The sequence below is a fragment of the Alcanivorax sp. IL3 genome (genome assembly GCF_047495465.1).
In the GTDB taxonomy this organism is placed as follows: Bacteria; Pseudomonadota; Gammaproteobacteria; order Pseudomonadales; family Alcanivoracaceae; genus Alcanivorax; species Alcanivorax jadensis.
On sequence record NZ_CP179931.1, the window covers coordinates 3,101,253 to 3,115,187 of the forward strand.

General features: G+C 59.2%; 10 protein-coding genes. 3 read left to right on the plus strand and 7 right to left on the minus strand.

Annotation, left to right across the window (positions count from 1 at the left end):
• The first annotated feature begins 216 nt into the window (after positions 1 to 216).
• Both acs and ACMG4M_RS14445 read left to right on the plus strand, forming a co-directional pair.
• Positions 217 to 2,166: an acetate--CoA ligase gene (acs, locus tag ACMG4M_RS14440; RefSeq protein ID WP_272997907.1), complete on the plus strand. Its 1,950-nt coding sequence runs from the start codon at positions 217 to 219 to the stop codon at positions 2,164 to 2,166.
• Positions 2,167 to 2,336: 170 nt separating this feature from the next.
• Positions 2,337 to 2,993: a response regulator gene (locus ACMG4M_RS14445; protein WP_035244961.1), complete on the plus strand. Its 657-nt coding sequence runs from the start codon at positions 2,337 to 2,339 to the stop codon at positions 2,991 to 2,993.
• A gap of 132 nt (positions 2,994 to 3,125) precedes the next feature.
• Here the strand turns inward: ACMG4M_RS14445 and ACMG4M_RS14450 are convergent, their stop codons facing one another.
• The 6 genes from ACMG4M_RS14450 to ACMG4M_RS14475 form a co-directional block, all read right to left on the minus strand.
• Positions 3,126 to 6,593, minus strand: coding sequence for a PAS-domain containing protein (locus ACMG4M_RS14450; protein WP_414430278.1), 3,468 nt, complete (start codon positions 6,591 to 6,593; stop codon positions 3,126 to 3,128).
• Between the two features lie 33 nt (positions 6,594 to 6,626).
• Complete coding sequence (locus ACMG4M_RS14455) at positions 6,627 to 6,842, minus strand: hypothetical protein (RefSeq protein WP_414430279.1); 216 nt, start codon at positions 6,840 to 6,842, stop codon at positions 6,627 to 6,629.
• A gap of 136 nt (positions 6,843 to 6,978) precedes the next feature.
• Positions 6,979 to 7,590, minus strand: a complete 612-nt coding sequence (locus ACMG4M_RS14460) for a 3'-5' exonuclease (RefSeq protein ID WP_286827473.1) — start codon at positions 7,588 to 7,590, stop codon at positions 6,979 to 6,981.
• A 30-nt stretch (positions 7,591 to 7,620) separates the two neighbouring features.
• Positions 7,621 to 9,432 (minus strand): putative nucleotidyltransferase substrate binding domain-containing protein, encoded by a 1,812-nt coding sequence (locus ACMG4M_RS14465; RefSeq protein WP_272997263.1) that lies wholly within the window; start codon positions 9,430 to 9,432, stop codon positions 7,621 to 7,623.
• A gap of 193 nt (positions 9,433 to 9,625) precedes the next feature.
• Positions 9,626 to 11,422 (minus strand): sodium:solute symporter family protein, encoded by a 1,797-nt coding sequence (locus tag ACMG4M_RS14470; protein WP_035244965.1) that lies wholly within the window; start codon positions 11,420 to 11,422, stop codon positions 9,626 to 9,628.
• 13 nt (positions 11,423 to 11,435) lie between these two features.
• Positions 11,436 to 11,693, minus strand: coding sequence for a DUF4212 domain-containing protein (locus tag ACMG4M_RS14475; RefSeq protein WP_035244966.1), 258 nt, complete (start codon positions 11,691 to 11,693; stop codon positions 11,436 to 11,438).
• A 293-nt stretch (positions 11,694 to 11,986) separates the two neighbouring features.
• Between ACMG4M_RS14475 and ACMG4M_RS14480 the strand changes: the two genes are divergently transcribed.
• Entirely contained in the window at positions 11,987 to 12,994 is a 1,008-nt protein-coding gene (locus ACMG4M_RS14480) for an MBL fold metallo-hydrolase (RefSeq protein WP_414430280.1), read from the plus strand.
• Here the strand turns inward: ACMG4M_RS14480 and ACMG4M_RS14485 are convergent.
• Complete coding sequence (locus tag ACMG4M_RS14485; RefSeq protein ID WP_414431142.1) at positions 12,942 to 13,904, minus strand: tRNA dihydrouridine synthase; 963 nt, start codon at positions 13,902 to 13,904, stop codon at positions 12,942 to 12,944. The genes ACMG4M_RS14480 and ACMG4M_RS14485 overlap by 53 nt on opposite strands.
• Between the last annotated feature and the right edge of the window lie 31 nt (positions 13,905 to 13,935).

A 13,935-nucleotide genomic window follows, 5' to 3' on the forward strand; every position in this document is an offset into this window, starting at 1 on the left:
CCTGTGTGCTCAACTATTAGCCATAGGTCGAAGTCCGTGACATGCCAGAAGCCCGGAGCAGCAGGCCCACTACGATGCCTTGCCGGTTTTGCCTTGTTGCCTGAAGCCTGCCGCCTGTTGCGCTACTAAGACCAAGGTCTAATTCAGACCCCCGTCGTGCTTTCGCACACTGGCAATACTCCTATAACAACTGCATCACATCAGTGAGGAAGCCCCATGGAAACGGGTAAACGCGTGCCGGTAAAAGCCGCACTGAAATCCCATTGCTGGATAGACGCCAACGACTACCAGTCTCTCTATCAGCAAAGTCTGCAGGACAGTGTCGGTTTCTGGCGCAGCCAGGCTCAGCGAATCGACTGGCTACGCGAGCCGCAGCAAATTCGCGATACCCGCTTCCACCCGGATGATGTCCATATTCGCTGGTTTTATGACGGCGAGCTGAACGCCAGCAGCAATTGCATCGACCGTCACCTGGCCGGCAATGGCGATGCGGTCGCCCTGTACTGGGAAGCGGATGAACCCGGCCAACCGAGCCGAGAGATCACCTACCAGGCTTTGCACCTGCATGTCTGCCAGCTCGCCAATACGCTCAAGCGACAAGGTGTCAGCAAGGGCGACCGGGTGATGATCTATATGCCGATGATCCCGGAAGCCGTTTTCGCCATGCTGGCCTGCGCCCGCATTGGCGCCATCCATTCCGTGGTGTTTGCCGGCTTTTCCCCGGATGCGCTGGCCGGTCGTATTGCCGACTGCGGCGCCAAAATGGTGATCACCGCCGATGCCGGTCGCCGCGGCGGCAAGCCGGTTCCACTCAAGGGCAATGTGGATGAGGCCCTGCTCCAGGACGGCACCGATGTGGTGGAAAAAGTGCTGGTCGTTCGCCACGTGGGCAATGACATCCACTGGCAGCCCGGTCGCGATCTGGACTACACAGAGGAACAGGCGCAGAGCGACAGCCACTGCCCGGCGGAAGCCATGAACGCGGAAGACCCGCTGTTCATCCTGTATACCTCCGGCTCCACCGGCAAACCCAAAGGCGTACTGCATACCACCGGCGGCTACATGGTCTACGCCTCATTGACTCATCAGCTGGCATTCGATTACCAGCCCGGCCAGGTGTACTGGTGCACGGCCGATGTGGGCTGGATCACCGGGCACACCTATCTGGTCTACGGTCCTCTGGCCAACGGTGCCACCTGCGTCATGTTTGAAGGGGTGCCCAACTACCCTAACGATCAGCGGGTGGGCGATATCATCGACCGCTACGATGTGGAAATTCTCTATACCGCCCCCACCGCGATCCGAGCCCTGATGGCCGGCGGCGATCACTGCTGCCAGAGCAGTCGCCGTGACAAACTGCGTGTGCTCGCCACCGCCGGCGAGCCGATCAATCCGGCGGCCTGGCAGTGGTTCCATGATGTGGTCGGTAACGGCCAGGCGGCCGTGGTGGATACCTGGTGGCAGACAGAGACCGGCGGCATCATGATCTGTCCGCTACCGGCAGCTATTGAAGCCAAACCCGGTGCTGCCACCCTGCCCTTCTTCGGCGTACAACCGGCCCTGGTGGACAACGATGGCAACCTGCTGGACGGCCCCGCCGAGGGCAATCTGGTGATCACCGACAGCTGGCCGGGCCAGGCCCGCACCCTGTGGGGCGACCATGAGCGCTTTGTGCAGACCTACTTCAGCAGCTTTCCCGGCTACTACACCACCGGCGACGGCGCCCGTCGCGACGAAGACGGTTACTACTGGATCACCGGGCGAGTCGATGATGTGCTCAACGTGTCCGGCCACCGCATGGGTACCGCCGAAGTGGAAAGCGCCTTGGTCGCCCACCCGCAGGTGTGCGAAGCCGCCGTGGTCGGCTACCCCCACGACATCAAGGGCCAGGGCATCTATGTCTATGTGACCCTCAATGACGGCGAAGCCGCCAGCGATGCCCTTCTCCAGGAACTGCGCCAGTGGGTACGCCGGGAGATCGGCCCCATCGCCACACCGGATCTGATCCATTTCACTGCCGGGCTACCGAAAACCCGCTCCGGCAAAATCATGCGCCGCATCCTCAGGAAGGTTGCCGCCAACGAGCACGACAGCCTGGGAGATATTTCCACCCTGGCAGACCCGGCCGTGGTGGCCAGCCTGGTGGAGACCCGGGTGAACCGGTAATTTCATGTCAGCACAGGGAGCCCTGAGCGTGCACAACCCGACTCTCAGGGCTCCATGCATCAAGAGCCAGAGAATTTACGCTGAAGGGAGTCTGTTGTTTTATTGTTTTTCCACCTTCAATGCTGCCCGCCAGGGCAGCATCTTTTTTCTTTCATGATTAAATCGAGGTCATGACAACAATACTGATAGCCGATGACCATCCCCTTTTCCGCGCTGCCCTGAAACAGGCGGTGGAGGCCAGCTTTGTCGATGCCACCATCCACGAAGCGGACTCCCTGGCCACCCTGGAAACCCTGGGCCAACAGGCCATTCCCTTTGATGTGATTCTGCTCGACCTGCACATGCCGGGTACCCATGGCTTTTCCGGCCTGGTCTATCTGCGCGAGCAGTATCGCAAGGTGCCCCTGGTGGTCATTTCCGCCACCGAAAGTGTCGACGTGATTCAACGCGCCATTCACTTTGGTGCCGATGGGTTTATTCCCAAGTCGGCCTCCATCGATACCATGACCGATGCCATGCGCAAGATCATGGAGGGTGAGCGCTGGCTCCCCGAACATGCCCGCCGGGCCATGCCCCCCACCCTGCCCGACCATTCCGCCATGAGCGAACGCATCGCCAGCCTCACCCCCCAGCAATTCCGGGTGATGGGAATGTTGATGGAAGGTATGCAGAACAAGGTCATCGCCTACGAGCTGGATGTCTCGGAAGCCACCATCAAGGCCCACATGACCGCTATCTTCCGAAAACTGGGCGTACGCAACCGCACCCAGGCTGTATTGGCCTTGAAGGATTTGGCGATTGAACCGCAAGGGATGGAAGGGAGTTAACAGTGAACAGTTAATAGTGCGCGCCGAGCGCATGTGTTTCTAATACGCATGAGGCCGCGACCATGGTTTGGTCGCGGCCTCATGCCTTGAAGAAAAATAAACACCAAACCGCGAGCTGTTCACTGTTCACTGTTAACTATTCACTGCTTCTAACGTTCGCCGCAACATCCCCTCCGTCAACGGCTTCTGCAAAAACCCAATCCCCTGTTCTTCCGCGCGCTCGCGTACGGCCGGGTTGCGGTCGGCGGTCATCAGGATGGCGGGGACCACGTCTTCCCAGCCGCTGTCCAGGCCGTCGATAACAGTAAAGCCGTCTTCATTATCCAGCTGATAATCCACCAACAGCACATCCGGGACCGGGCAGGTGGCGGCTTTTTTCAGGGCGTCATCAAGGCCGCTGGCGGCGATCACCTCACAGTCGAGCATCTCCAGGGCAGCCACCAGGCTGGCGAGCAGCGCCGGATCGTTATCCACGCAGAAAACCCGCATGCCTTGAATGCCCTGGCTGACGGTGTCTGTTTCCTGCAGCACCGGCGGCACCTCACCCTTGGCCAACGGCACGGTGACACTGAATACGGTGCCCTTGCCCGGCCAGGAGCGAACCGTTAAACGATGTCCCAGAAGACGACAGATGCGATCGGCAATGGCCAGGCCCAGCCCCAGGCCCTTTATCGATTTACGGCTTTGTTGCGGCAGGCGCTGGAATTCCCGGAAGATCGCCTCGTGCTGATCATCGGGAATCCCCGGGCCTGTATCCCACACGTCAATGCGGATGGCATTGTGCTGGCGACGACAGCCAAACAGGATACGCCCCTGCTCGGTATAGCGAATGGCATTGGAGAGCAGATTCTGCAACACACGGCGCAACAGGCCTTCATCCGTTTCCACCACGGCGTTACAAATGACAGCCCGCAGACTGAGGTCATTGGCGGCGGCCAGCGCAGAAAACTCCTGGCTTAACGGTTCCATCAGACTACCCAGGCGCAGCGGGTGCACGTGGGCGGGCATGGTGCCGGTATCCAGTTTGCTGATTTCCATCAGCGCGCTAATGATCTGCTCGGCGGCCTGCAAGGAGGTATCCACATGCCCGAGCACAGCCACCTCATGGGCAAAGCCACCACCATCACGCTTGATCAACTGCTGGCGCAGTGACGAAGTAAACAGCTGGGCCGCATTGAGTGGCTGCATCAGGTCATGCCCGGCGGCAGCCAGGAAACGGGTCTTGCCATCGTTGGCGCGGGCCAGTTTTTCATTGACCTCGGTAAGCTTGCGGGTGCGCTCGGAGACCATGTTTTCCAGGTTTTCGTTGATCTGACGCAGGGCCTGTTCGTCGCGTTTTCGTTCGGTGATATCCATGTAGGTACTGACAAAGCCACCCCCGATCATCGGCGTGCCGCGCACTTCCACGACGATGCCGTTGGGCAGCTCCCGCTCGAACTGGTGGGAGTGACCTTCGCGCAGCAACTGCACCCGCTTGCTCACATCCTCTTCCAGGTTGTCACCCTCGTAGTAGCCGCGCTCCGCGTTATAGCGATACACATCCTCAATGGACCGCCCCAGCCGGATCAGCCCCTCCGGATAATCGAACAGCTTCACGTAGGCCTGATTCCAGGCCACCACCTGCATCTCTCGGTCCACCACACAGATACCCTGGCTGATGGTTTCGATGGTGGTGCGCAGCAACTGGTGATTGAACTGGATGAGCTCGGAGGCCTCATCCATCATCCGCACCACATCGTCATGACGGCTGTTCTGCTTGCGCAGCAGGGTGCTCATCACGATCCGTGCGGTAGACGCCCCCATGGTGCCCGCCAGCAACCGCTCCACGTAGCGCACCAGATGCAAAGGCGCCGGTAATGCCAGCTCCTCGGACACACTGCGCCGACGCATGTAATCGAAGAACAGCGGCTCGGCTCGGGGATGGCCAAGCCCGCGTTTGCACACTTCCAGCAGCTCTGCGGTAGTAATGGACGGGTGGCCAATCCCTTCGCGCCACCAGTCCATGGGCATGTCCACAAACCGGGCCGCCTGAGCCTCGTCGAGGGCATCGTGGGTCGCACGTCGGGAAAAATAGATAAACGCTGCCAGGTTCCCCAATAGAGACCAGAACACGCCATGGGTGAGCGGCTCCAGCCCCTCGATGCCAAACAGGGCATGGGGCCGCAACAAGCCCAGTCCGAGCAGGCCCCGTTCGTTTAGCACCTGCACCCATTCCATGGGCAATATCACCGGCACCAGCAAACAGTAAAACCACAGCAGAAAGCCGACACCCAACCCGGCAAAAGCGCCCTGCTTGTGACCGGTGCGCCAATACAGCGCCCCTACCAGCGCCGGGGCAAACTGGGCCACCGCCGCAAAGGACAGCAGGCCAATACTGGCCAGCCCATCAAAACGGTCAATCAGGGTATGGAAGGCAAAGGCCAAGCCCAGCAATACCAGAATGCTGGCCCGGCGCAGGAATCGCAGCTGCCGGCTCAAGCCGGCCAGTTGATCCTTTTCATGGAGCCGGGACTGCAACCACAAGGGCAACAGCACCTCGTTGGTGAGCATGATGGCCAGCGAGATGGTGGACACAATCACCATGCCGGTTGCCGCCGCGATGCCGCCAATAAAGGACACCATCAGCATGGCGGAATTGTCCTGGGCTATGGGCAACGACAGCATATAGGTGTCTGCCTGACCAATCAGATAAGGCTGGGTGATGACCCCGGCCACCACGATGGGCAGCACAAAGATGGCAAACATCAATAGATACAGCGGAAACAGCCAACGGGTGGTGCGCAGGTGTCGCAGGTCATTGTTCTCCACTACCCCCGCATGGAACTGACGAGGCAAACAGAGGATCGCGACCATGGACAGCAACAGGGCGGTGACAAAACTCTGCGAGAACAGGGTGGGCTCGAAAATCTGCAGCACGTCACCTTGCAACTCCAGTTGCTGCCACATATCCATGGGGCCATCGAAAATGGCATACAGGCAGTAAAGCCCCAGCAACACAAAGGCCACTACCTTGATAAAGGACTCGAAGCTTACCGCCAGCATCAGGCCGGACTGGTGTTCGGTGGTATCGATATGGCGGGTACCGAACAGCAGGGTAAAGACCGCCATCAGTGCCGCCACCACCAGGGCGGTATCCACCCCGTACTGGGCGGAATCCTTGAGCACATAATCAAACGACAGGGTGACGGCTTTCAGCTGCAGGGCGATATAGGGGAGCACACCGATGATCGCCACCAGGGTGACCAGGACCGCCAGCCGGCGGGACTTGCCGTAACGGGCAGCAAGGAAATCGGCGATGGAGGTAATATGATGCTGCTGGGCCACCGTCACCATCTTGTAGATCAGGGCACCGCCCAGCAGTACCGTGAGAATCGGGCCGAGGTAGATGGGCAGGTAGTTCCAGCCGTTCTGTGCGGCTTCCCCCACCGCCCCGTAGAACGTCCAGGAAGTGCAATAGACACCCAGACCCAGGCTGTAGACCCAGGCATTCTGAAAGGTTTTGCGACCCTTGCGTGCCGCCCGGTCGCCCCACCAGGCGATCACGAACAGCACCAGCACATACCCCAGTGCCAGGCCACTCAGCTGCCACAATGAAAACACCGCCGCTCCCGGTTAACGGATACAGATTTCAGCTTATAGCAACGCCTGAACGAAACGTAGCGCCACCGCTACCAGCAATAGGGCGACGCCTGCCCGCTGCCATTTGAATTCACTCACAGTGAGTGTCATTTCCCGTCGCCAGAACATCAGCAGGCCACGGGTGTCCCGGGTCCGTTGCCAGTAACGCAGGTAGGCATACAGCACGATACAGAGACCGGCGATCAAGGCCAATTTTTCTGCGTAGAGCATTTTCCTCTCCACCATCGTTGTGTTGGAGCCTTCCTTGCAAGGCGAAAGGCCAGGCACTTATGACCGGTCGGAGTTATTCGCTTTGCAAGCAGAGCCCCAACGGTCAAGACGTCCTGACCACGGCGTGATCCATCACCTAATTCATCGTCGACTTCTGCAGCTGCAGATACATCAGTGCCGCGGTCACTGCATCGCCACGGGCGGTATGCCGCTCCATGACAGGAACCTGCAGGGCGGCGGCCATGGCATCAAAGTGCAGATCCGGTTCCAGCTCCGGCTTCCAGTGGCGCATTTTTTTCTGGTACAGGGACGACAGCTCGATAGTAGTGTTGGGCAGATCAAACCCCATCAGCGGGCGCAGATAGCGGTTGACCATGGCCACATCGAAATCCACGCACCAGCCCACCAGGGGACGATTGCCGATAAAGTCCAGCAGCTGCTCCAGTGTAGCGACTACGGACTCCCCCTCATCCAGGTCCACCGGCCGCAAACGGTGAATACGAATGGAACTGCCTTCCAGGCTATCCGGGGCTTCCAGTTTGATATCCAGCGCCTGGCTGGTCAGCACCCGCCCCTGCTTCACAGGCACCGCAGCAATGGATACCAGTTCAGCATGGCGGCTATCCAGACCCGTGGTTTCACAATCGATGGCGATCACATCGCTGCCTTCATAGGGCATGAACAGATGTGCGAAAGGCCCATGAGCGTGGCGGTGTCTATCACTAAAACGTCGCAGTTGTCTCAGCATGGCTTGTATCCTCGCACCCATGGGCCGCCCTCAGTATTCCAGATGGAAACGACGGGACAGGCGCTGCTTGAACTCACTGACCAGATGCAGGGCATCACGGAGCAGATCCCGCTCCAGGGATGACAGCCGTTGCACCACAATATGGTTGTCGGGAATATTCATGGCATCGCCATGAAGGTGCTCCAGTTGATGATTCAGACGCAGCTCACTGAACAGCTCCATGGCTTCGCCCAGGTCTTCCGCAATGCCTGGCTCCAGCACCTTCGCTGCCACCAGCTTTTCCAGCCGTGACAGTGTTGAGGTTTCACGAATACGTTGCTGCAACGCCAGAGCGCGCACGCCATGAACCACAGGAAACAAGGCACCCTTCTTGATATCGATACCATGCTGCGGTTTTTTCAAGGAGCCGAACAGGTTCAGTGGCGTGGCAAACTGAAGAACAGGACGGGCAAAATGCGCCATGAACAAATCGTCATTACTGCAACGATCAAACAAGGCCGAACGAACGGTTTCCAGCAACCGGTTGTCTCCTGCCACACAATGGGCATCCATCAGCGTTGTGATGCGTATCAACCCTTCTCCACCGACATCCCCCGCCCAGTCATGAATGCGTTGCTGCCACTGGCTCAGACTGCCCACCCATTCCGGGTTGGACACCATGACCTTGCCGGGGCAAGGCGGGTAGCCCAGGATCAGTAGTGTTTCGGTAAAACGACGGGCGTCGATTTCACAGGAGGGCCAGTGCTGACCATCCGCCAGGATCAGGCCATTATCCTGATCGGTTTTCAGTATCTGCTCCCCGCGCCCCTCACTGCCCATGATGATCAAACAGGCCTGCTGTTGTTCCTCAGGCATAACCATGCCGAAGGTCTTGGCCATGATGCGCCCATTCAGTGCGGCCAGCAGATCCATGGCGAAGCGCATCTTTACGCCCTGGGCCATCAAGGCTTCCACCAGTTCCGGCAGACGCTCGCTGGCCTGCCGTAACTCATCCAGGGATTCTGCCTTCTCGATTTCCAGACCCACCACATAGGAACGGCTGGAAAAGAAGCTGAGTACATCGGTGAGTTCCACCACACCCACCGCCTGCTCGCCGGCCATCACCACTACCCGGGCCACCTTGTGGCGAGTCATGCGGGTCAGCGCGGTAAACAGATAGTCGTCCGGGCGGGTGGTCACCAGCTGCCGCTCTGCCGCCGCTTCCAGCGGCGTGTCGGCAGTTTGTTCATTGACTACCAGGGCTGTCAGCAGATCGGTCTTGGTGACAATGGCAAAGCCCTCATCACTGTGAATCAGCACGCTGTCCACACCGTGCTGCTTGAGCGCCGTCACTGCATCGCGCAGGGTCGCCTTGGGGGCCATGACAAGGGGCTCGCGCATGCACTGATCCACCCGTGCCAGCATGAATCCGGCCAGGGTGACGCCCCCCTCCCGCCGCTCTGCCAGACGCTGGCTTTTTTCCGCCAGCGTCTGGCGAAAGAACCGTCCAAATTCCGGCTCACTGTCGCACAGCTCCAGAAACAGGGCGGCGGGAATCAGGTGGCACAGGGTCTGTTGCTCGGCACGGAAGCGGTAACGGCTTTTGCCGTTGAGTACACTGATGGCCCCGAAAAGATCCCCGGCGGCATACACTCCCACCTGGCTGCGCCCATCCGGGGCATTCACGTCCAGCTCCGCCACGCTGCCCTTGTGAACCACGTAGACGTAATCACTGGGGCTGGCCGCCTCCAGAATAATATCGCCGGGCTCGTAATAGGCCAGATCAGTGCCCTGATTCAGACGATGCCGACCCGCTGTTCCCAGCAGGCTGAACGGATACTGGTCGAGTTCCTTTTCAATCATGGCCACGGACCGATCAATTAAAAGTGGAAAGTTCAACGCCTAAAAGCGCGAGAAGCAAAGCAACTGGCAGGCGTCTGCCTAGCCCTCGTTTCAACTTTGAACTTTCAACTTTTAACTCTCCTCCCTTATTCCGGAAAGCGCAAAACCGGTGCGGACTGACTGCTTCCACACCGGCTTCGCTCATCTCCTACCTTTAGTGCGCCACAGCTTCCCCGGCACCTCGCGGAACACGGATATCTTCCACGATATGCTGGATATGATCCGGTGGCGGGGCGGTAAACCGGGATACGGTGAAGGCCACGGCGAAGTTGAGCAGCATGCCAACGGTACCGATACCTTCAGGAGACACGCCCAGCAGCCAGTGCTCGGCGCTGTTCAGCTCCGGAGACACGAACTTGAAGAAGACGATGTAGCAGAAGGTAAAGGCCAATCCGGTGAGCATGCCAGCGATGGCCCCTTCCTTGTTCATGCGCTTGTAGAAGATGCCCATGAGGATGACCGGGAAGAAGCTCGCCGCTGCCAGACCGAAGGCGAACGCCACCACCTGCGCCACAAAGCCAGGCGGGTTGATACCGAAGTAGCCAGCGATACAGATCGCCACCACTGCCGCCCCCCGAGCCGCCAGCAATTCCTGCTTCTCTGTGATATCCGGCTTCAGGGTCTTCTTCAACAAGTCGTGGGAAATGGCACTGGAAATCACCAGCAACAGCCCTGCCGCCGTGGACAATGCTGCCGCTACCCCACCGGCCGCGACCAGCGCGATCACCCAGGCCGGCAGATTGCCGATTTCCGGGTTGGCCAGCACGATGATGTCACGGTCGATATATACCTCGGCATCGTTGTCGGTTGGCGTATTGGTCAGAACCCGCTCGCCATAGCTGCCCTGGACTTCGGCACGGGTGCCCGCAAAGGTAGGCTTGCCTTCGAAGGGAGCGCCGGCACTCATTTGCACCGCACCGTCACCATTCTTGTCCACCCAACCGATCAGGCCGGAGTTTTCCCAGTTATAGAACCAGTCAGGCAGTTTTTCATACTGGGTCTGGTGAACCGTATCGATCAGGTTGAGTCGGGCAAAGGCACCCACCGCAGGAGCGGAGGTGTACAGCAGGGCAATAAAGAACAGCGCCCAGCCAGCACTGATGCGAGCATCCTTCACGCGCGGCACGGTGAAGAAACGAACGATCACGTGGGGCAGACCGGCAGTACCACACATCAGCGCAGCGGCGATAAAGAACACATCAATGGTGGATTTTGAGCCATCGGTATATTCAGTAAAGCCCAGGTCCGTCACCACCTGATCCAGTTTATTGAGCAGATAGACCCCGGAATCATTACCTGCCGCATCCAGCACGGTGGCACCAAAACCGGTCTGCGGTAGCACATGACCGGTCATCATGATGGACAGGAAGACTGCCGGCACCAGGAAGGCAAAGATAAGCACGCAATACTGAGCCACCTGGGTATAGGTAATCCCTTTCATGCCGCCGAGTACCGCATAGAAGAACACGATGCCCATACCGATAACCACACCGGTATTCACATTCACTTCCAGGAAACGGGCAAACACAATACCGGTGCCACGCATCTGCCCGGCCACGTAGGTAAAGGACACAAAGATCACGCAGATCACAGCCACGGTCCTCGCCACGTTCGAGTAGTAACGGTCACCGATAAAATCGGGCACCGTAAACTTGCCAAACTTGCGAAGATAGGGTGCCAGCAACATCGCCAGCAACACATAGCCCCCCGTCCACCCCATCAGGTAAACCGAGGCATCGTAACCGGAGTAGGCAATAATCCCCGCCATGGAAATAAAAGAGGCTGCGGACATCCAGTCCGCCGCCGTCGCCGCGCCGTTGGCGATGGGAGACACACCGCCACCAGCCACGTAAAAGTCTTTGGTCGACCCGGCTCGTGACCAGATCGCAATCCCGATGTAGAGCGCAAAGGAACCGCCCACAAAGAGATAGGTGAGTGTTTGAACATCCATAATCTTACCCCTCTCAGTCTTCGTGGACGTCGAATTTACGATCCAGCTTGTTCATGGATCGCGCATACATGATGATCAGCACCAGGAACACATAGATGGCCCCTTGCTGCGCAAACCAGAAACCCAGTTTGAATCCGAAAAACTGAATATGATTGAGTTCATCCACCAGCAGGATTCCGCAGCCATAGGAAACCGCGAACCAGATAGCCAGGTAGGTCAGAATCAATCGCAGGTTGGCAGCCCAATAGGCGCGGGCATTTTCTTCTTTCATTACTCGTCCCTCTGCGTCCTCGTTGTAACGGGCTATCCACAAATCGGGATAGGCTCGCTATCAAGACTAGCCAAAGGGCACCGGCGGCACAGTATGACTTTAGTCGAAGCCCTGGCAGAGAGGGCGGACGGGATGGGCAACGATATGACTGACAGAAAACCCGCCAGCATCGTGTCGACTTTGCGAAAGAGCACAGTCTATTGCAGTAGATTCCCTGTCAGAATGCAGGTTTTCCGTTAAAATGCGTCCCCAGGCCCGGAACGGCCTGCCCACAGAACAACATTGGATGTCCCATGAAAATTGCGCGATGGATGATCGGCGCCCTTTTGGTAGCGGCTGTTGCTATCACTGTGTCATTCCAGTTATCCCCCCCACGGGATCACTGGCCCGTTGCCCAGGCTCAGCCTCAGGCCCAACCCGGCGAGGTTACCCTTACCTTTCTTGGCACCAGCACCGTGCTGGTCAGCGACGGCACCACCCACTTGCTCACCGACGGCTACTTTTCCCGGGTCAGCATCCCCCAGCTTTTTGGTACGATCGAGCCCAATCAGCAGCGTATCGATAATGCCCTGAAACAGGCCAACATCAGCGAGCTGGATGCCATCCCGGTACTGCATTCCCATTTCGACCATGCCATGGATTCGCCCATGGTGGCGCAGCGGACTGGCGCTCAGCTGCTAGGGTCCGCGTCCACTGCCATGGTGGGCCGCGGTGGCGGCTTGCCGGAAGCACGCATCACCACGGTACAGACTCACCACCCCTACCGGTTCGGCGATTTCACGCTCTACTTTGTACCCGCCGGCCACGTGCCCTTGCCGGCAGCCATCGAAAAGTGGACCGGCAAGGGGGAAATTACCGAACCGGTAACGCCACCGGCGCCACTGGGCGCCTGGGAAGAAGGCACCAGCTACGGGCTTGTGATCAGCCACCCGGCCGGCAGCCTGCTTATTCAGGGTAGCGCCGGCATGCAGCCCGGCGAACTGGACCGTTACCAGGCGGATTATGCGTTGCTGGCCAGCGCCAGCCTTGGCAAACAAAGCGAGGCCTATCAGCAAGCCTTCATGGAGGAAACCGCCCAGGCGGTGGGGGCGCACACGGTGATACCGGTGCATTGGGATGATTTTTTCGCAGAACTTCGTGACGACGTGGCGCCATTGCCATGGGCACTGGACAATCTGGATGCCTCATTCCGGGCCATGGCCGACCGTCACGACGGTGATTTTTTTGTGTTGCCGCCGTTCCAGCGCTTTACTCTGACGCCGCCTGGCCCGACATCGGCGCCGCCAGAAACGGCGCCATAGCCTGAGGATCAGATTCACGCTTGATCTGCTCCAACAGCACACCGGCCTGGGGCCATTGACGACGCAGATAGCTGAGCCACTGCTTGACCCGCCCCGCTACCTGGGCATCGGTGCCGGTGCCGATCACATCGGCCAGAAACCGGCTCAGCACTGGCGGTATATCCTCCCAGCGAGTGGCGCGACCTTCATCACGTAGCGCATTGACCAACCAGGGATCAGCCACCGCACCGCGACCCAGCATCAAATCCTGGCATCCACTTTCATGCTGGCAGCGGCGGGCGTCTTCCGGGGTCCAGATTTCCCCGTTGGCAATCACCGGCAGCGATATGGCCTCACGGATATGGCTGATGCGGTCCCAGTAGGCCGGCGGCCGGTAACCCTGCCGCTTGGTGCGAGCATGAACCGTCAGCCAGGCAGCCCCCGCCGCTTCCACCGCCCGGGCATTATCCTCCGCCAGCGCATCCTCTTCATTTCCCAGGCGCATCTTCACCGACACGGTAATGGATGACGGCACCGCGCGGCGCACTGCCGCCGTGACCGCATGCACCACGTCCGGCTCATCAAGCAGCACAGCCCCGCCACGATGGCGATTGACGGTTTTTGCCGGACAACCGAAATTCAGATCGATGGCCGGCGCGCCCAGTTCCACCGCCCGGGCCGCATTCTCCGCCATGCAGGCAGGGTCCGAGCCCAACAATTGAACGTGCACAGGAATTCCCGCCCGGGTACGGGAGCCCTGTTTCAGCTCCGGACACCAGCGATAGAAGACACGGGGCGGCAACAGCTGGCCGCTGACACGGACAAACTCGCTGACACACCAGTCATAACGGCCCACGTCGGTGAGGGCCTGGCGAACCCAGAAGTCCGCCAGGCCCTCCATGGGGGCAAGGATCAGTTTCATGGCGCGGATTCTAACAGAAAGCGTCACCAGCTCCCCTGGT

Bases quoted from the DNA above. Each gene is read 5' to 3' on its own strand.
- acs (WP_272997907.1), top strand. From the start codon at position 217: ATGGAAACGGGTAAACGCGTGCCGGTAAAAGCCGCACTGAAATCCCAT.
- ACMG4M_RS14445 (WP_035244961.1), top strand. From the start codon at position 2,337: ATGACAACAATACTGATAGCCGATGACCATCCCCTTTTCCGCGCTGCC.
- ACMG4M_RS14455 (WP_414430279.1), bottom strand. From the start codon at position 6,842: ATGCTCTACGCAGAAAAATTGGCCTTGATCGCCGGTCTCTGTATCGTG.
- ACMG4M_RS14460 (WP_286827473.1), bottom strand. From the start codon at position 7,590: ATGCTGAGACAACTGCGACGTTTTAGTGATAGACACCGCCACGCTCAT.
- ACMG4M_RS14465 (WP_272997263.1), bottom strand. From the start codon at position 9,432: ATGATTGAAAAGGAACTCGACCAGTATCCGTTCAGCCTGCTGGGAACA.
- ACMG4M_RS14470 (WP_035244965.1), bottom strand. From the start codon at position 11,422: ATGGATGTTCAAACACTCACCTATCTCTTTGTGGGCGGTTCCTTTGCG.
- ACMG4M_RS14475 (WP_035244966.1), bottom strand. From the start codon at position 11,693: ATGAAAGAAGAAAATGCCCGCGCCTATTGGGCTGCCAACCTGCGATTG.
- ACMG4M_RS14480 (WP_414430280.1), top strand. From the start codon at position 11,987: ATGAAAATTGCGCGATGGATGATCGGCGCCCTTTTGGTAGCGGCTGTT.